Source organism: Streptomyces sp. C36, assembly GCF_040932295.1.
In the GTDB taxonomy this organism is placed as follows: domain Bacteria; phylum Actinomycetota; class Actinomycetes; order Streptomycetales; family Streptomycetaceae; genus Streptomyces; species Streptomyces triculaminicus.
Window position 1 is genome coordinate 101,895 of the sequence record NZ_JBFQGI010000011.1, and the last position, 18,129, is coordinate 120,023.

Consider the following 18,129-nt stretch of genomic DNA (forward strand, 5'->3'; position numbering starts at 1 on the left):
CTTTTCCGCTTTTCCGCTTGCGCGTACGGGCTACTCCGCCTTGATGGCGTCGAGCATGTTCAGCTTGGCCGCCCGGCGGGCGGGCCACAGCGCGGCCAGCACGCCCACCAGGGCGGACAGCAGCAGGAAGACGCCCATGCGCTCCCAGGGGAGCACCAGCTCGTAGGTGCTGATGCCCTTCTTGATGAGGTCGCCCGCGGCCCAGCCGAAGAAGACGCCCAGCCCGACACCCATCACACCGCCGAAGACCGAGATGATCAGGGACTCCAGGCGCACCATGCGCTTGATGCCCTTGCGGTCCAGGCCGATGGCGCGCAGCATGCCGATCTCCTGCCGGCGCTCGAAGACCGACATCGCCAGGGTGTTGACGACGCCGAGGACGGCGACGACCACGGCCATGGCCAGCAGGCCGTAGAGCATGTTGAGCAGCAGGCTGATGCCCTTGGAGATGCCGTCGGAGATGTCCTGCTTGGTCTGGATCTGGATGGCGGGGTTGTCGCCGAGGGCCTTGCCCAGCGCGTCCTTGGTGGCCTCGCTGGTGCCGGCCTTGGTCTTGACCAGCACCTGGCGGTCGTCGATCTGGCTCTGGTGCGGGGCCAGCGTCTGGGTGTCGACCATGATGCCGCGCATCAGGTCGTTGCCCTTGTAGACGCCGGAGACCGTCAGCCTGGCCTTCTTGCCGTCCTCGAAGGTGACGTCGAGGGACGAGCCGGTCTTCCAGTGGTTGGTGCGGGACGTGGCGTCGTCGATGACGACGTTGCGGCCGGAGAGGCCGGCGAAGGAGCCCGACGTGAACTCGAGGTTCATCAGCTTGCCGATGGTGGCGCCGTTGACGCCCATGAGCTCCCTGTGCTCGCCGGCGACCATGGACCAGGAGCTGCGCAGCGGGCTGGCGGCGACGACGTCCGGGTGCGTGGAGAGCTTCTTCTCCACGTCGGTGGACAGCGGGGTCATGCTGGCCATGGAGACGACGTAGTCGGCCTTCATGGAGCCGGTGGCCATCTTGTCGATGGCCTGCTGCACGCTGCCGGCGATCACGGTCAGGCCGGTGATCAGGGTGAGGCCGATCATCAGCGCGGAGGCGGTGGCGGCGGTGCGGCGCGGGTTGCGGACCGCGTTCTGCCGGGCCAGCTTGCCGGTCATGCCGAAGGGGCGCAGGATCGGGGCCGCCGCGGCGATCACCGGGCGGGACAGCAGCGGCGTCAGCACGAACACGCCGATGAGGACCAGGCCCGCGCCCAGACCCATCATGGTCGAGCTGGTGGCGGTCAGGACGATCGCGGCACCGATGGCGGTGATGACGCCGCCGATGGAGTTGCGGACCACCAGGGACTTGGTGGTGGCCACCGCGTGCACGCTGTTCATCGCGGCGACCGGCGGGATCTTCGCGGCGCGGCGGCCGGGCAGCCACGCGGCGAGCATGGTGACGACGACGCCGACGACCATGGACACCAGGACCGTGCTCGGGGCGATCACCAGCGGGCCGTCCGGGATGGTGGCGCCGGTGCCGCTGATCAGCGCCCGCAGGCCGGCGCCGATGCCGATGCCCGCGACCAGACCGGTGACGCCCGCGACCGAGCCCACGACGAACGCCTCGATGAGCACCGAGCGGGTGACCTGACGGCGGCTCGCGCCGACCGCGCGCAGCAGCGCCAGCTCCTTGGTGCGCTGGGAGACCAGCATGGTGAAGGTGTTGGCGATGATGAAGACGCCGACGAAGAGGGCTATGCCCGCGAAGACCAGCAGGCTGGTGCGCATGCCGTCCATGCCCTGGGCGATCACCCGGCTCTGCTCGTCGGCGAGCTCCTTGGCCGTGGTGGCCTTGGCGTCCTTGGGCAGGATCTTCTCGACGGACGCCTTCAGCGCGGCCTGGGAGGTGCCGGCCGCCGCCTTCACGTCGATCCGGTCGAACTCGCCGGGCCGGCCGTAGAGCTTCTGCGCGGTGGGCGTGTCGAAGAGGGCGAGGCTGCCGCCGGCGGAGACGTTGCCGTCGTCGGTGGTGAAGACGCCGGTGAGCTTCTGCCGCAGGACCGGGCCGTCGACGGAGACCCGGACGGTGTCGCCGACCTTGTAGCCGGCGCGCTCGGCGGTCTTGGCGTCGAGGGCGATCTCGCCGGCGCCCTGCGGCGCGCGGCCGCTCTTCATGGGGTAGCGGGCGTCCTTGCCGTCGCCACCCGCGTAGTAGTTGGCGCCGGAGGAGTTGAAGCCCTCGCCGACGAGCTTGCCGTTCTTGTCGGCGACGGCGGCGAAGCCGGTGACCGAGCCGGTGGCGGAGGCGGCGCCGGGGACCTTGCCGGCCTGGTCGAGCAGCCGCTGGCCGAGCTTGGGGGTCCGGCCGGGCTTGTCCTCGTCGCCGGCCGCCCGGTGGGGCTCGACGGCGACGTCGACGCCGGTGAAGCCCTTCTCGGAGCTCTTCTGGTACGCGGCGGAGATGGTCGAGGTGAAGACGAGGGTGCCGGAGACGAAGGCCACGCCGAGCATCACGGCGAGCACCGTCATCATCAGCCGGGCCTTGTGCGCGAGCACGTTGCGCAGGGCGGTACGGAACATTTCGGGGTCAGTCCTGGAGATCGAGTCCGGCGGTGATCAGCTCGTACGGCCCTTGGCGTCGAACCGCTTCATGCGGTCGAGGACGGCGTCGGCGGTGGGGTCGCGCATCTCGTCGACGATGCTGCCGTCGGCGAGGAAGACGACGCGGTCGGCGTAGGAGGCGGCGACGGGGTCGTGGGTGACCATGACGACGGTCTGGCCGAGTTCGCGCACGGAGTTGCGCAGGAAGCCGAGGACCTCGGCGCCGGAGCGGGAGTCGAGGTTTCCGGTGGGCTCGTCGGCGAACATGATCTCGGGGCGGCCGGCCAGGGCGCGGGCGACGGCCACGCGCTGCTGCTGGCCGCCGGAGAGCTGGTTCGGGCGGTGCTTGAGCCGTCCGGACAGGCCGACGGTGTCGACGACCATGTCGAGCCACTGCTTGTCGGGCTTGCGACCGGCGATGTCCATGGGGAGCGTGATGTTCTCCAGGGCGGTCAGCGTCGGCAGCAGGTTGAAGGCCTGGAAGATGAAGCCGATCTTGTCGCGGCGCAGCCGGGTGAGCTTCTTGTCGTTGAGGGTGGTCAGCTCGGTGTCGCCGATGCGGGCGGAGCCGCCGGAGACGGAGTCGAGGCCGGCCATGCAGTGCATGAGGGTCGACTTGCCGGAGCCGGACGGGCCCATGATCGCGGTGAACTCGGCCTGCCGGAACTCCACGGAGACCGCGTCCAGCGCGACCACCTGCGTCTCGCCCTGTCCGTAGACCTTGGTGAGATCCGTGGCGCGGGCTGCGACCGCGGTGCTGCGGACGGCGGTCGGGGCGCCGAAGGGGGTGGTGGTCACGGTGGAGCGCTCCTGTCGGGACGGCATGTCAGGGGACGTACTCCATGGTCCTGTGCGGACACGGGGCGCGGATCAGCCGGAGCTCCGGTTCTCGGGGCAGTCTCGGGAGGTACGCGAGGGCGGCCCCGTCATCCCTGGGTAGGAGACGGGTGCTTACCGAGAGCGACGAGATTGCGACAATTCCGCTTCACCCCGGGGGTGGGGTGGTGAACGGGGGAGATGGGCCTCTGGCATGTGCCAAAGGCGTCATCCCTGCACTGATGGGGGCTCAGTTGCCATTAAAATAAGACAACCTCGGGTCATCGTTCCGCTGATTGGGGGGCGCTGCCCGGCTAGGCTCGTCCTGCTCTCCTCGCGGTGGAGGTTCGCGCACCTCTCCGCCCGCTCCTGCCCGAGAGCCCCCGCCCGGATGGTGGAATGCAGACACGGCGAGCTTAAACCTCGCTGGCCCTTCGGGCCGTGCCGGTTCAAGTCCGGCTCCGGGCACTTCCCCCTCCGCTTCCGTGCAGCTTCACCCGCCGCCTCGGCGCCCTTCCGTATCGCGCGGACCGGGCGTCACGCGGGAATACCCGCTTTCCCGCGCCTTCGCGGAACCGATCGCCGCCCGTTCGCGTTGTCCGGTACGTATCCGCAGGCATCCAGTAGACATCCGGTGGGCATCCGGTAGGCATCCGGTACGGAGTGCGGTAAGAAAAGATCGTCCCGAAGCAGGAGAGTCGTTCTTTTGCCTACCTATTACCCTTGAGCCCAAGGCCGCGCCGTGTGGCCATGGAGGAGTGAGATGAGGAGCAGGAACCCGGTCTTCTCGCGACGGGGGTTCAGCGGCGGTCACGCGGGCTTCGACGCGGGCCCGCAGGCCGGGACCGCGCAGGCCCAGGGCAACCCGTACGCGGCCAACCCGTACGCCGGAAACCCCTACGGCCAGCCCGCCAACCCCTACGCGGCCAACCCGTACGCCCAGGGCGGTCCGGACCTTCAGCAGGGCTACCCCCCGCAGGCGCCCGCGCGCGCCGCCGACCGCATGACGATCGACGACGTCGTCGCGCGGACCTCCATCACGCTGGGCCTCGTGGTCCTCGCCGCCGGCGCCGCCTGGGCGCTGCGGCTGCCCGTGGGCGTCGGCTTCGCGGCCGGCCTCGTGGCCATGGTGCTCGGCTTCGTCCAGTCCTTCCGGCGCACGGTCTCCCCGGCGCTCATCCTGGGCTACGCCCTCTTCGAGGGCCTGTTCCTCGGCGTCATCAGCCAGGCCTACAACGAGGTCGCCAAGGGTGCCCCGATGCAGGCCGTGCTCGGCACGATGGCCGTCTTCGCCGGTGTGCTGATCGCCTACCGGGCCAAGATCATCAGGGTCAACGCCCGCTTCATGCGGTTCGTGATCGGCGCGGCCATCGGCTTCGTGCTGCTGTCGCTGGTCAACGTTCTGGTCGCCGTCTTCGTCGGCGGTGACGGGCTCGGCCTGCGCACCGGCGGCCTGGGCATCGTCTTCGGCGTCATCGGCGTCGTGATCGGTGCGGCGTTCCTGGCGCTGGACTTCAAGCAGGTCGAGGACGGCGTGCGGTACGGCGCTCCGCGCGAGGAGTCGTGGCTGGCGGCGTTCGGTCTGACGATGACGCTGGTGTGGATCTACACCGAGATCCTCCGGCTCATCGCGATCCTGAATAACGACTAACGCGACGACTAGCGCGACGACTAGTGCGACGGCTGGCGCGACGGCCGGCGCCCGACTGGCGCGCATAAATGCATAACCGGTGACGGGGGATCCCCGGCCGGTGGCGGGGCCCGGGAGGACTTTGTCCTCCCGGGCCCCGTCGTGTTTGCGGCGCCCGCTACCGGAGCTTCCGCGCCGCGCGTCGCAGGTCGTACTCGTGGACGATCGCCTTTGCGTGGCCGTAAGCGAGATTGTGCTCTCCGCGCAGCCAGCTGACCTTCTCCTCGAAGCGGAAGAGAGAGGGTCCTTCTTCGACCGTGCGCAGCCAGTCGGCTACTTCGCGGCCGGTGCAGTGGGGGATTCGGGAGAGCAGGTTCCGGTGGGTCTCGTCGGAGAAGACGTGGGACATCGGCGCCTCCGGACGCGTGGAATGATGGTCCTTCATGTCACCGTGCCCGAGTGTTCAAGCGTTGGCAACAGTCGGTGGGCGGCGCATAGGCTCGTGGCGTGGATGATGTGACGCCTCTCCTGGCCGCCGTGGACAGCTTCGCCGACCGGCTGCGGACCCTTCCCCAGTCCCGACTCAGCCGCGGGGCGGCGGCGGAAGCGCTGGCCCTGGCGCGAGAGTTGGCCGCCTGGACCCAGCGGATCGAGGAGCCGGGGGCCGTCGAGCTGAGGGAAATGCCGGACGCCGGGATGTTCGCGGTCGCCGACCAAGTGGCGGTGGCCGGCCATGATTTGGCCGAAGCGCTCATCGCCTCCGGCGGTGTGGCCGAGGGGGCGGCGGAGGCCGTGTCGCTCGTGCGGGCTGCGGAGCGGCGCTGCGGGCTGTAGGGGGCGGGGTCGTCGGTGGGGCGGGGCCGGGGCGGGACGGGCCGGGCCCTTCCGGGGCTGGATTATTTACGGCCCCCCTCTGCCGTGAGGGTGCTCCGCACGTCGCCGCAAATAACCCTTACGCCCCTGCCAGGGCCCGGCCCGTCCCGCCCCGGCCCCTCCGGCCTGTCCTCGGGTGCGGCTTTTTACGGTGACGCTGTGACCCGGTCCGCCAGGGCGTAGATGCTGCCGGTCCGGCCCTGGCCCCTCCGGCCTGTCCTCGGGTGCGGCTTTTTACGGTGACGCTGTGACCCGGTCCGCCAGGGCGTAGGCGCTGCCCGTCCCGCCCCTCCGGCCTGTCCTCGGGTGCGGCTTCTTACAGCGAGGCTATGACCCGGTCCGCCAGGACGTAGACGCTGCCCGTCCGGCAGCGGAAGGTCAGGGCGTAGGCGCCCGAGACGCCCGAGCCGCCCAGCAGTACTGGCGCGTCGCCCGCGCGCAGGGCCTCGGCCAGGCGCTCGGCGGTCTCGCGGTGGCCGGGGGTCATGCAGACCGTGGTGCCGTCGGCGAAGACGTAGACGTCGAGCGTGCCCAGCGGGCCGGGGCGGACGTCCGCCAGCGGGATCTCCGCCTCCGCCAGCTCCTCGAGGAGCTCGACCGTGTGCTCGTGGTCGGTCGCGGCCGCCGCCACCGGCGAGAAGTCCGGGTGCGAGGGGTGCCGGCGGCGCGCGGCGGCCAGCTCGGGGGAGTCCGCGGCCTCCGCCTCGTCGGCCGGGTCGACCTGGCGGGGCAGGTAGAAGCCGCCGTACGGGCTCTCCAGGAGCGGCTCGTCGCCCAGGCCCGGCAGCCCGCCCAGCAGGGAGGGGGCGTCGGCCGCGTTCGTCAGGTCGCGTGCCTCCTGCGCCGCCCAGAACGCGCGGGCCTCGGCCAGCTCCCGCTCGCGCTCCTCGGCGAGGGCGTCGGCCACCGCCGCCCGTATCTCGGAGAGCTCGGCGACCGGCGCGCTGCGGGCGGGAGGCACCGCCGCGGTGCGCGTCTCGCGCTCCGCCGTCGCGGCCGCCAGATCGGCGCGCAGCTCGGTGAGCTGGCGACGCAGGCCGCGCGTACCGAGCAGGGCGGCGACGCCCGCGGCCGTGGCGGCGGCAGCGGCCAGCAGCAGGGCAAGAGACATGGCGCTCACTGGCGAACTCCCGGTTGCTATGGATCCCCCGAATTCCTACCTCAGCTTCGCGCACGTCCTGGGAGTCCCGCAGGGCGAAACGTCATGAACCGGACGGGACTTCGGTCCCGGACGTTGTACCTTCAACCACTCTGACCTGCGGAAACGAATCTCCCCCGGGATGTTCGTCACATCCTGGGGGAGATTCGGTCACGTTTTGGCAAGGTCCGTGCCTGGTGCTGCTGGCAGTTGCCCGGCGGTCACGCCGGCCGGTGCCGGATCGGCTCAGGCGCTCGTGTCACGGTCGCGCTGAGCCTCGCCTCCGCTGCGGCTCAGCTCAGGCGCGCGCGTTCATGGTCGCGCTGAGCTTCGCCTCCGCTGCGGGCAGGTGCCGCCTTCGTGCCTCAGGTGACCCCTGCCCTCCGCTGCGGCTCAGCTCAGGCGCTCGATCACAATCGCCATGCCCTGGCCGCCGCCCACGCACATCGTCTCCAGGCCGAACTGCTTGTCGTGGAACTGGAGGGAGTTGATCAGCGTGGTGGTGATGCGGGCGCCCGTCATGCCGAAGGGGTGGCCGACCGCGATGCCGCCGCCGTTGACGTTGAGCCTGTCGATGTCGATGCCCAGGTCGCGGTAGGAGGGGATGACCTGCGCGGCGAACGCCTCGTTGATCTCGACCAGGTCGATGTCGCCGATCGACAGGCCGGCCCGCTTCAGGGCCTGCTTGCTGGCCTCGACCGGGCCGTAGCCCATGATCTCGGGCGACAGCGCCGAGACGCCGGTGGAGACGATGCGGGCGAGCGGGGTCAGGCCCAGCTCGCGGGCCTTGGTGTCGGACATGATCACCAGGGCGGCGGCGCCGTCGTTGAGCGGGCAGCAGTTGGCGGCCGTGATCATGCCGTCCGGGCGGAACGCGGGCTTGAGGCCCGCCACGCCCTCGAGGGTGACGCCCGCGCGGGGGCCGTCGTCCTGGGAGACGACCGTGCCGTCGGGGAGCGTCACCGGGGTGATCTCGCGCTGCCAGAAGCCCTTGGCGAGCGCCTGCTCGGCGAGGTTCTGCGAGCGGACGCCGAACTCGTCCATCTCCTCGCGGGTGATGCCCTTGAGGCGGGCGAGGTTCTCGGCGGTCTGGCCCATCGCGATGTACGCGTCGGGGACCAGGCCGTCCTCGCGCGGGTCGTGCCAGCCCTCGCCGCCCTGCTCGGCGCGGGCGGCCGTGCGGGCCTCGGCGTCGGCGAAGAGAGGGTTGTGGGTGCCGGGCATGCCGTCGGAGGAGCCGTTGACCGAGCGGGAGACCGTCTCGACGCCCGCCGAGATGAAGACGTCGCCCTCGCCCGCCTTGATGGCGTGCAGCGCCATCCGCGAGGTCTGCAGCGAGGAGGCGCAGTAGCGGGTGATCGTGGTGGCGGGCAGGTGGTCCATGCCCATCTGCACGGCCACGATCCGGCCGAGGTTGTGGCCCTGCTCGCCGCCGGGCAGGCCGCAGCCGAGCATCAGGTCGTCGATCTCGCGCGGGTCGAGGCCGGGCACCTTGTCGAGCGCCGCCCGGATGATCGTGGCGGTGAGGTCGTCGGGCCGCATGTCCTTCAGCGAGCCCTTGAAGGCGCGGCCGATGGGGGAGCGGGCGGTTGAGACGATCACGGCTTCGGGCATCACACGGCTCCAAGTGACGAGGGACGACTTCCCGGAAGTTACCCGCCCGTAGCCTCTTGGTCACGATCTGCGGGCTGTGATGCGGGCCTCTTTTCTAAGCGCTTGCTCACTCGTCGTGTTCACAGCGTACGTCCGGGGGCGGGCCGGGCGGGGTGGGGCTCGGCCGCCTCGGTGTGGGCGGGCAGCCGGCGCCGCTTGCGGTGCTTGAGCAGCGCCCAGCGGCCGCGGGCCGTCGCCGTGACCTCCGTGCCGCCCTCCGCGGCGGCCTGGGCCGCGGCCGTGGCCACCGGCAGGATGCCCTCGCGGCGGGCGGCGTCCGGCCGCTCGTCCTCGGGCCACAGGCCCAGCGCCGCGCAGAGCGTGGGCAGCAGGGCCATGGCCGCCGTGGCGTAGCCCTCGGCGGACGGGTGGTAGTTGTCCGGGCCGAACAGCTCGCGCGGGTTCGACGCGAACTCCGGGCCCAGCAGGTCGCCCAGCGAGACCGTGCGCCCGCCGGCCTCCAGCACCCCTATCGTCTGCGCCGCCGCCAGCTGGCGGCTCAGCCGCCGGGCCAGCCAGCGCAGCGGCTGGTAGACCGGCTCGATCGTGCCCAGGTCGGGGCAGGTGCCCACGACGACCTCGCAGCCCGCGTCGCGCAGCCGGTGCACCGCCTCCGACAGCAGCCGCACGGAGCGGGCGTAGGGCACCCGGTGGGTGACGTCGTTGGCGCCGATCATGATCACGCAGACGTCGGGGATGCGGTCGGGGAGCGAGAGGATCTGGGTGACCTGGCGCTCGAGGTCGTAGGACTGGGCGCCGGACAGCGCCACGGTGCGCAGTTCCACGGGGCGTTCGGCCACCGCCGCCAGGCCCGAGGCCAGCAGGGCGCCGGGGGTCTGCCGGGGGCGGTGGACGCCCTGGCCGGCGGCCGTGGAGTCGCCCAGGACGCCCAGCAGCAGGGGCTCGCGTCCCAGGTGGTGGACGAAGGCGGAGCCGTAGCGGCCGTCCGCGTGCGGCGGGCTGTCGTTGTGGCCGCCGACCACGCGCCGGGCCAGGGCCACCTCGGTGAGCAGGACGCCGAGCGCGGCGCCGCCCAGCAGGCCCGCGCCGCCTCCCCCGTACGCCGCCGCCGCCGCGATCCGCCGCGCGACCCTCGCCCTCTGCATGGACATCGGCAGGCCTCCTTCGCGCCACGAAAACCCGATCACAAGCCGTTTTATAAACGCTTCATAAAAGCTTCACGAACCGCGCGGGCCCTTTGCCGGAGCGCGTTACCAGCAGGTTGCCCCGTGAGCGGCCGCGTGCAACCGCCACTGGTGCAGTCGGACGCGCAATAGGCTGGCGGTATGGGCACGCGACGACCGCTAGTGCCCCCGACCGCGGAGATCACCGTGCAGTATCGCGATTCGATGATTGAGCTCGTTGGCAACACCCCGCTCGTGAAGCTCAACAGCGTGACCGAAGGCATTCAGGCGACCGTGCTGGCCAAGGTCGAGTACTTCAACCCCGGCGGCTCGGTCAAGGACCGCATCGCCCTGCGCATGATCGAGGCCGCCGAGAAGTCCGGGGAGCTCAAGCCCGGTGGCACGATCGTCGAGCCGACGTCCGGCAACACCGGCGTGGGTCTGGCCATCGTGGCCCAGCAGAAGGGCTACAAGTGCATCTTCGTCTGCCCGGACAAGGTCTCGCAGGACAAGATCAACGTACTGCGGGCGTACGGGGCAGAGGTCGTCGTCTGCCCGACCGCTGTTGACCCCGAGCACCCGGACTCGTACTACAACGTCTCCGACCGGCTCGTGCGCGAGACGCCGAACGCCTGGAAGCCGAACCAGTACAGCAACCCCAACAACCCGCTCTCGCACTACGAGTCGACCGGTCCCGAGCTGTGGGCGCAGACGGAGGGGAAGATCACCCACTTCGTGGCGGGCTGCGGCACCGGCGGCACCATCAGCGGCACCGGCCGCTACCTCAAGGAGGTCAGTGACGGCCGGGTCAAGATCATCGGCTCCGACCCCGAGGGCTCGGTCTACAGCGGCGGTTCGGGCCGTCCGTACCTGATCGAGGGCGTGGGCGAGGACTTCTGGCCGGACTGCTACGACGGCTCGGTGATCGACGAGATCATCGCGGTCTCCGACAAGGACGCCTTCCAGATGACCCGCCGCCTCGCCAAGGAGGAGGGCCTGCTCGTCGGCGGCTCCTGCGGCATGGCGGTCGTCTCCGCCCTGCGCGCGGCCGAGGGCCTCGGCCCGGACGACGTGGTCGTCGTCCTGCTGCCGGACAGCGGCCGCGGCTACCTGAGCAAGATCTTCAATGACGAGTGGATGGCCGACTACGGCTTCCTGGAGGAGCCCGGCGACGCCGCGCGCGTCGGCGACGTCCTGCAGCGCAAGGACGGCGACCTGCCCTCGCTGGTGCACATGCACCCCGAGGAGACCGTCGGCGAGGCGATCCAGGTGCTGCGCGAGTACGGCGTCTCGCAGATGCCGATCGTCAAGCCGGGCGCCGGCCACCCCGACGTCATGGCCGCCGAGGTCATCGGCTCGGTCGTCGAACGCGACCTGCTGGACGCGCTGTTCGCGCAGCGCGCCTCGCTCGAGGACCCGCTGGAGAAGCACATGAGCCCGCCGCTGCCGCAGGTCGGCTCCGGCGAGCCGGTCGCGGACCTGATGGCCGTGCTCGGCAGCGCGGACGCCGCGATCGTGATCGTCGAGGGCAAGCCGACCGGCGTGGTGAGCCGTCAGGACCTGCTGGCCTTCCTGGCCGAGGGTCACAACGGCGCGGCGAAGTAGGCCGCGCCGCACGTCGCCTGACGGGCCGTGACGTGGTGCGGGACGGGTTTCCCGGCGCGTCGCCGGACGGCCCGCGAAAGGCACGCGCGCGTCACGCGCGCGCAGCGTGGGCTTAACACGGGCCCGGCATAGTGAGGGACGTCGGCGAGGGCGGTACCCGCCCGGGCCGGCGTCCCGATCGCGACGGCCGGGCCTTCGGAGCGGCTCCCGGACCCGGCCGTCGGACGCGGGGGCAGGCCTTCGGGTCCGCCCCGCGCCCCACGTGGGACCGCCGTCGTCCCGACCCCGGCTCCGGCCGGGGTGCGGCGGTCCCGCGTCGATCGGCCCGCGGCGCGGCGCTCACCGGCGCCGCGTCGGCTCCACTTATCGGCTCCACTCCTCGGACCGGTCCTCGCGGGCGCGGCGCGGCCAGGGCAGTCCGCCCGCCGCCTGGGCGACGTTGACGCCCACGATGCCCGCCCAGGTCACCAGCAGGCCGGGCAGTCCGGCGTTGACCGCGCCGATCGCCGACAGCGGTACGGCCAGTACCAGCGAGAGCGTCGCGAAGCCGAAGCGCTCGCCGAAGGTGCCGGTGCCCAGGTCGTCGGCCGTCCGCCCCCGGGCGACGGCCATCCGGCGCTCCGCCAGATGCCGGCGCACCTGCCGCTCGGCGGTCGCGTCCAGCGTCCGCTCGATGTGCTGCTCGACCCTCTCCAGGAACGAGTCGAGGAGCTCCTGTTCGTACTCCGGCCCCAGCTCCTTGCGGGTCTGCAGGGTCGCGTCGAGGTCCTTCTTCAGGTCGGTGTCGCGGGCCATCATGCCTACGACGGTACGGTCGCCTCGGGCCCCGGGTCGCTGGGGCCAGCACCCGTATCCGCGGAGGGGGTGCCCCCCGAGCGGGGCGAGCCCCCGGGGAAGGAGCAGACCGTGAGCGACGCACCCGAGGCCATGGGGCCGGGGACGAGGGCGCCGGGCGCGCCCGCCGGCGGCGGGAACGCGGTGCCCCCGCCCCTGCTGACGTCCCTCCTCGCGCCGGACGCCGGCGACCGGGCGGACGCCCTGACCGTGGCCGGGCGGTCCCTGTCCCGGGAGGAACTCCTGGGCGCGGCGGGCGCGGTGGCCTCGCGGATCGCCGGGGCCGCGTCGGTGGCCGTACGCGCCGAGGCGACGCCCGAGACGGTCGTGGCCGTCGTCGGCGGCCTGCTCGCCGGGGTGCCCGTGGTGCCGCTGCCGCCGGACGCGGGGCCCGCCGAGCGCGACCACATCCTGCGCGACTCCGGCGCCGAGCTGGTCCTGGGCGAGGACGTGCCGGTGGACACGGCCGAGCGGGGCTCGTGGTCGGGCCCCGAGGCGGACCCGGAGGCGACCGCCTTCGTGCTCTACACCTCCGGCACGACCGGGGCGCCCAAGGGCGCGCTCATCCCGCGCGGCGCCGTCGCGGCGGGCCTGGACGGGCTCGCCGAGGCGTGGCGGTGGACGGCCGAGGACACCCTCGTGCACGGTCTGCCGCTCTTCCATGTCCACGGCCTGGTGCTGGGCGTGCTGGGCGCGCTGCGCACCGGCTGCCGCCTGGTGCACACCGGCCGGCCGACCCCCGAGGCGTACGCGGCGGCGGGCGGCAGCCTGTACTTCGGCGTGCCGACCGTGTGGTCGCGCGTCGTCCGGGACCACGCCGCCGCACGGGCGCTCGCCGGCGCCCGGCTGCTGGTGTCGGGCAGCGCCGCCCTGCCCGCGCCGGTCTTCCGGGACCTCGAGGCGCTCACCGGGCAGCGGCCCGTCGAGCGCTACGGCATGACCGAGACCCTGATCACCGTCTCGACGCGGGCGGACGGCGAGCGCCGCCAGGGCTCGGTCGGGGTGCCGATCCGGGGCGTACGGACCCGGGTGGTGGCCACGGGCGAGGAGGGCGGCATCGGGGAGCTGGAGGTGGCCGGGCCGACGCTGTTCTCCGGCTACCTCGGCCGGCCGGAGGCGACGGCGGCGTCGTACACCGCCGACGGCTTCTTCCGCACGGGCGACATCGCCGCCCTCGACGAGGACGGCTCCCACCGCATCGTGGGGCGCGCCTCCACCGACCTGATCAAGTCCGGCGGCTACCGCGTCGGCGCGGGCGAGGTCGAGAACGCCCTGCTGGACCACCCGGCGGTCAGCGAGGCGGCGGTCGTCGGGCTGCCGCACGAGGACCTGGGGCAGGAGATCGTGGCGTACGTGGTGGCCGACGGGGTGAGCGAGCGGGCGCTGATCGACTTCGTGGCGGGGCACCTCTCCGTCCACAAACGCCCGCGCCGCATCCGTTTCCTGGACGCGCTGCCGCGCAACGCGATGGGCAAGCCGCAGAAGAAGTTGCTGCCGCCCCTGTGAGCGGCGGACGGCCTCCCGTACCCTGCATACTTTCATGCAGGGTACGGGTGGATTGAATGGCCAAGGAGGGTCATGAGCGAGACCGGGAGCGAACCGGAAGCCATCGCACGGCTGCAGAAGCTCTTCGAGGGGCACCGGCTGACGCCCACCCAGCGCCGCATCGCCCACTGCATGGTGCGCCGCGCCGCCGACGCGCCGTTCCTCTCCAGCGTGGAGCTGGCCGACCTCGCCGGCGTCAGCCAGCCGTCCGTGACCCGCTTCGCGGTCGCCCTCGGCTTCGACGGCTACCCGGCGCTGCGCCGGCACCTGCGGGACGTGGTCCCCGCCGTCGAGGCGCCGGCCGACAGCTCGTTCAACGAGTACCAGCAGGCGGTCCACGCCGAGATCGACAACCTCCGCCACCTCGCCTCCCTGCTCGCCGACCCGGCCCCGGTCTCGCGCGCCGGCCGGCTGCTGGCCGCCTCCCGCCCGCTGCCCGTCCTCGGACTGCGCGCGGCCGGCGCCCAGGCGGCCGGCTTCGCCTACTTCGCCCGCAAGGTCCACCCCGACGTGCGGCTCCTCGACGAGGGCGGCACGCTGCTCGTCGACCGCGTCGACGCCGCCGTACGGGCGGGCGCCACCGCACTGCTGTGCTTCGCGCTGCCCCGCCACCCGCGCGAGGTCGTCGACGCCCTGGAGTACGCGCGAAGCGCCGGCCTGACCGTCGTCACGGTCGCCGACTCCACGTTCGCCCCCGTCGCCCGGCACAGCGACCTCCTGCTGCCGGCCGCCGTCGGCACCGGCCTCGCCTTCGACACCGCCTGCGCCCCCATGCTGCTGGGCAGGGTGCTGCTGGAGGCCATGTGCGACGCGCTGCCGGAGGCCCAGGCGCGCCTGGAGGAGTTCGACGCCAAGGCGGCGACCCGGGGGCTGTTCGTCGAGTGAGGGCCGCCCGGCCGCCTCAGCGGGCGTACCGCATCTCCGGGAAGCGGGCGGACGGCCCGTCCAGCAGGTGGTCGTCCGTGCCGCGCAGGAAGCGGTCCAGGAACGACGCCACATAGGCCCGCGTGGCGGCGGTCGCCCGCTCCGGAGGGACCGTCCCGATGTCCTTGCGCACCGTCTCCCACGGCACCGCCCCCTGCCGCGCGAGCCGCGGCAGCAGCGCCGAGGCATCGGTGTACGAGCCGTGCTGAGAGCCCGTCAGCGTGACGTCGCCGCGCCAGCCGCGCGCGTGCTGCCACAGCGCCTTCCACGAGGGCTGCCGGTCGTACTCGCCGGAGTCCTCGGCGTCCGTCCCCATGAGCAGGAACGGCCGGTCCACGCCGTCGCGCGCCGCGGCGCCCAGCCGGTCGGCGACGTCACCCTCCCCGGGGTACTCCATCGTGCCGTCCATGTTGACGGCGGCCGAGATGCGCCGATCGTCGTGGAGGGCCTCCAGGGCGGTGAAGCCGCCCGCCGAGTGACCCACCATGCCCACGTGACGCAGGTCCATCGCGTCCGCCAGACCGCGCGGCAGCACCGGCCGGTGCGCCCGGCCGTCCAGGGTGTCCAGCACGAAGCGGGTGTCGTCCACCCGCGCCTTCATCGCCGTGCGCAGCACCGCCGCGGCGTCGGTACCGGGCCGCTCCGCGAGCTCCGGCAGGACCGACGTCGCGAGCCGCCCGCCGGGCAGGGCCACCTCGGAGGAGTCGTGGGTGTGGTCCACCGTGACGACCACGTAGCCCCGCGAGGCCAGGTCCTCCACCAGGGAGGTGTTCCAGGTGCGCGGGTCGCCCAGGCCGGCCGAGTACAGCACGACCGGGTGCGACCCGCCGCCCCGCACGGCGGGAGCGTCCACGCGCGCGTGCGTGCGCGTTCCGGCCCAGTCGGCCGCCCCGGCCGGCACGCCGTACCCCCGGTGGCCCGCGCCGTCCGAGGAGCCGAAGTGGGTGGCCGCCCGTTCCTCCATGTGGGGTGCGGTGGGCCGTCCGGCGTGCGCTTCCGCACGGTCGGCCGGGTACCAGAAGCTCACCATCACCTCGCGGTGGCCGCGCTCCGGGCGCCAGGGGTCCTTGCGCGCGGTGTCGACCAGGTGCCGGGTCGTGGTGCCCACGGCGTACGGCCCGGTGGGGGCCGGCAGCCGGGCGAGGGCGCCCTCGGCGCCGGCGGCGTCGGCCCGGGGCACGAAGGCGCTCATCAGGCCCGTCAGCGCCAGCGCCCCCGCCGCCAGCAGCGCCCGTCGCCTCAGTCCCCGATCGTCGACCCGCATTCCGGCTCCTCCCGTCGCCCCGCCGATGGTGCGATGACCTTAGGGGCCACTCATGCGCGGATACGACATACGCAGGGGCCAACTCGCGCCTGATACCGGGGTATGACACCGAGGGCGGGTGACGGCCGGACGGTTCTCAGGCCGCACTCAGATTCGTTGGCTAGCGTGCCGGGCGAGACGCGAAACGAGGAGGTCCGACGTGGGGCGCGGAGCATATGCGGTGGCGCGGGTGGCCGTGATCGTACGAGCCCCCGCTCGCAGGCTGTGGGCGCTGGGCGTGCTGGGCGCGGGCGTGGGGGCGCTGGTGCCGGGGCTGACCGGACGCCGGATCGGCTTGACGGCGGGCGCGGTGCTGTTCGTCGCCGCGGCGGCCGCCGCCTTCCTGGCGCGGCGCGGGCGCTACGCCGAGCTGGCGGGCGGCGCGTCGCGGGCCGGCCGATCGGTCTTCCTGCAGGACCGCGCCGTGACCGTGCGCAACTGGAGCCGGGCCCGCCGCTGGTGGCTGGCGGCCGGCTTCCTCGCCGCCGTCGGCTCCTCCTTCGCGGTGCCCGCCGCGGCCGGCCTGGCGCTGGCGGGCGCGGGTACGGGCCTGTGGGCCAAGGCCCTGTGGCTGGGCGGCCTGGAGCGCCGGGCGGACGCCCTGCTGTGGGTGCGCACCGACTGGGTGCGGGGCGGTCCCGCGGGCAAGGGCGTGCCCGGCTACCTCACCACCGGCATCGGCGCGGGCGACGCCCTGCCGGGCGGCGCACGCCGCCGGGGCAGGGTGGCGCCGGGCGGGGCCGCGGTCAGCGCAGCGCGCTGAGGTCCCCGGCGTGGGCGGCGCCGCCCTCGGCCACGAGCTCGTCGAGGGTCTGGGGCGGCCGGACGGTCGCGAAGCGCACGCCCGGTGAGCCGTCCGCCTGTCGGTCGTCGACGCAGCCGTAAACCCCCGGGCGGGGGAGCGTGTTGTACGCGTAGTGGTTCGAGAAGTAGTACGCGCCGGTGTCGAGCAGCGCCACATGGTCCCCCGCCTCGACGCGGGGCAGCATCCGGTCCACGGCGACCAGGTCGCCCGCGAAGCAGCACGGCCCCGCCACGTCCTGCGGCACCGGCTCCGCGCTCTTCGGCAGCCCCCGCGCGTCGTACACCGCCACGCGCAGCGGCCAGGAAGCGGGCGCGAAGACGGTGCGCACGGCCACCTGGGCGCCGGCGTGCGCGATCGCGATCCGCCGGCCGCCGGCCGACTTGGTGTACTCCACCCGGGCCAGGATCAGCCCGCTCTTGGCCAGCAGCGACCGGCCGAACTCGGTCACCAGGCGGTAGCGGCCGTCGAACAGACCCGGCGCCCGGGCGGCCAGCAGCCGCGCGTAGTCGTGGTGGGTGGGTGTGACGTCGTCGGACGCGAAGTTCACCGGCAGGCCGCCGCCGATGTCGACCGTGCGGATCCGCCGGCGGCCCACGGCGCGGTTGACCTCCTCGGCCAGCTCGTAGGTGTCCCGCACGCCCGCCGCCATCAGCTCCAACGGGCAGCCCTGCGAGCCGACGTGGGCATGGATCCGGGTGAGCCACGGCCGCTCGGCGTAGGCACGCACGAGCCAGCGCCGTGCGCCCTCGTCGCGCAGCGGCACACCGAACTTCGACGTCTCGGTGGCGGTGCTGAGCGCCCCGATGCTGCCGCCGCCGACCTGCGGGTTGACGCGGATGCCGACGGCCGGGGCCTTCGGCGCCCCGGGGGCGGCGAGCAGGGCGTCCAGCCGTGCCAGCTCTTCGCGGCTGTCGGCGTTGACGGCGAGGCCGAGGGCGAGGGCCTCGCGCAGCTCGGCGGCGGTCTTGGCGGGGGAGTCCAGCACGATCCGCTCGGTCGGCACGCCCGCCGCCCGGGCCAGCGCCAGCTCGCCGGGGCTGGCGACCTCGGCGCCGAGCCCCTCGTCGGCCAGCAGCCGCAGCACCGGCACCAGCGGGGCGGCCTTCACGGCGAAGGCGTGCAGCACCTCGCCGCCGCCGAACGCCGCCCGCAGCCCGGCCGCCGCCGCGCGGACGCCGCGCACGTCCAGCAGCCCCGCGACGGGCCGTTCCGCCGTGACCAGGCCCTGCCGCACCGCCTCCCGCACCGCCGCGTCCCGCCAGGCACCGTTCGCGCTCTCACCGAGGCCCATGGGCCCACTCCACCACC

The 18,129-nt window shown here is 73.1% G+C and carries 15 protein-coding genes and 1 tRNA gene; 7 read left to right on the plus strand and 9 right to left on the minus strand.

From position 1 onward, the window contains the following. Positions 1-30 precede the first annotated feature (30 nt). Both AB4K12_RS28710 and AB4K12_RS28715 read right to left on the minus strand, forming a co-directional pair. Positions 31-2,550: an ABC transporter permease gene (locus AB4K12_RS28710; protein WP_368437448.1), complete on the minus strand. Its 2,520-nt coding sequence runs from the start codon at positions 2,548-2,550 to the stop codon at positions 31-33. 36 nt (positions 2,551-2,586) lie between these two features. Further along, complete coding sequence (locus AB4K12_RS28715; RefSeq protein ID WP_086569929.1) at positions 2,587-3,396, minus strand: ABC transporter ATP-binding protein; 810 nt, start codon at positions 3,394-3,396, stop codon at positions 2,587-2,589. 376 nt (positions 3,397-3,772) lie between these two features. Here AB4K12_RS28715 and AB4K12_RS28720 point away from each other — a divergent pair. Together AB4K12_RS28720 and AB4K12_RS28725 are read left to right on the plus strand one after the other, a co-directional pair. Beyond that, a tRNA-Leu gene (locus AB4K12_RS28720) sits at positions 3,773-3,855 on the plus strand. Positions 3,856-4,150: 295 nt separating this feature from the next. Beyond that, positions 4,151-5,038, plus strand: a complete 888-nt coding sequence (locus tag AB4K12_RS28725; RefSeq protein WP_368437450.1) for a Bax inhibitor-1/YccA family protein — start codon at positions 4,151-4,153, stop codon at positions 5,036-5,038. A 157-nt stretch (positions 5,039-5,195) separates the two neighbouring features. On the opposite strand, the gene AB4K12_RS28730 is transcribed toward AB4K12_RS28725, so the two are convergent. After that, a complete protein-coding gene (locus tag AB4K12_RS28730; RefSeq protein ID WP_071965358.1) occupies positions 5,196-5,426 on the minus strand; it encodes a DUF4287 domain-containing protein in 231 nt (76 codons plus the stop codon). Positions 5,427-5,524: 98 nt separating this feature from the next. Between AB4K12_RS28730 and AB4K12_RS28735 the strand changes: the two genes are divergently transcribed. Then, positions 5,525-5,851 (plus strand): hypothetical protein, encoded by a 327-nt coding sequence (locus AB4K12_RS28735; protein ID WP_207246613.1) that lies wholly within the window; start codon positions 5,525-5,527, stop codon positions 5,849-5,851. Positions 5,852-6,206: 355 nt separating this feature from the next. Here AB4K12_RS28735 and AB4K12_RS28740 read toward each other — a convergent pair whose 3' ends face one another. From AB4K12_RS28740 to AB4K12_RS28750, 3 genes are all read right to left on the minus strand, one after another. Continuing rightward, a complete protein-coding gene (locus AB4K12_RS28740; RefSeq protein ID WP_368437547.1) occupies positions 6,207-7,001 on the minus strand; it encodes a hypothetical protein in 795 nt (264 codons plus the stop codon). 420 nt (positions 7,002-7,421) lie between these two features. Next, on the minus strand, positions 7,422-8,642 hold the full coding sequence (locus tag AB4K12_RS28745; protein ID WP_368437451.1) for an acetyl-CoA C-acetyltransferase: 1,221 nt from the start codon (positions 8,640-8,642) through the stop codon (positions 7,422-7,424). A gap of 119 nt (positions 8,643-8,761) precedes the next feature. Continuing rightward, a complete protein-coding gene (locus tag AB4K12_RS28750) occupies positions 8,762-9,793 on the minus strand; it encodes an SGNH/GDSL hydrolase family protein (RefSeq protein WP_368437452.1) in 1,032 nt (343 codons plus the stop codon). Positions 9,794-10,012: 219 nt separating this feature from the next. Between AB4K12_RS28750 and AB4K12_RS28755 the strand changes: the two genes are divergently transcribed. Further along, positions 10,013-11,410 carry a cystathionine beta-synthase gene (locus AB4K12_RS28755; protein WP_368437454.1) on the plus strand — a complete coding sequence of 466 codons (1,398 nt, stop codon included), beginning with the start codon at positions 10,013-10,015 and terminating at the stop codon, positions 11,408-11,410. Between the two features lie 363 nt (positions 11,411-11,773). On the opposite strand, the gene AB4K12_RS28760 is transcribed toward AB4K12_RS28755, so the two are convergent. Next, positions 11,774-12,208: a hypothetical protein gene (locus AB4K12_RS28760; RefSeq protein ID WP_368437456.1), complete on the minus strand. Its 435-nt coding sequence runs from the start codon at positions 12,206-12,208 to the stop codon at positions 11,774-11,776. A gap of 180 nt (positions 12,209-12,388) precedes the next feature. Here AB4K12_RS28760 and AB4K12_RS28765 point away from each other — a divergent pair, with 180 nt between their 5' ends. Continuing rightward, complete coding sequence (locus AB4K12_RS28765; RefSeq protein WP_242705469.1) at positions 12,389-13,750, plus strand: acyl-CoA synthetase; 1,362 nt, start codon at positions 12,389-12,391, stop codon at positions 13,748-13,750. Between the two features lie 72 nt (positions 13,751-13,822). Then, entirely contained in the window at positions 13,823-14,674 is an 852-nt protein-coding gene (locus tag AB4K12_RS28770) for a MurR/RpiR family transcriptional regulator (protein ID WP_368437458.1), read from the plus strand. 16 nt (positions 14,675-14,690) lie between these two features. Here AB4K12_RS28770 and AB4K12_RS28775 read toward each other — a convergent pair whose 3' ends face one another. Beyond that, positions 14,691-15,977, minus strand: a complete 1,287-nt coding sequence (locus AB4K12_RS28775) for an alpha/beta hydrolase family protein (protein WP_368437461.1) — start codon at positions 15,975-15,977, stop codon at positions 14,691-14,693. 199 nt (positions 15,978-16,176) lie between these two features. Between AB4K12_RS28775 and AB4K12_RS28780 the strand changes: the two genes are divergently transcribed. Further along, positions 16,177-16,779, plus strand: a complete 603-nt coding sequence (locus tag AB4K12_RS28780; protein WP_368437463.1) for a hypothetical protein — start codon at positions 16,177-16,179, stop codon at positions 16,777-16,779. Here AB4K12_RS28780 and AB4K12_RS28785 read toward each other — a convergent pair. After that, positions 16,763-18,112 (minus strand): diaminopimelate decarboxylase, encoded by a 1,350-nt coding sequence (locus AB4K12_RS28785; RefSeq protein WP_368437465.1) that lies wholly within the window; start codon positions 18,110-18,112, stop codon positions 16,763-16,765. The two genes, AB4K12_RS28780 and AB4K12_RS28785, sit on opposite strands and share 17 nt — an antisense overlap. Positions 18,113-18,129: the final 17 nt, after the last annotated feature.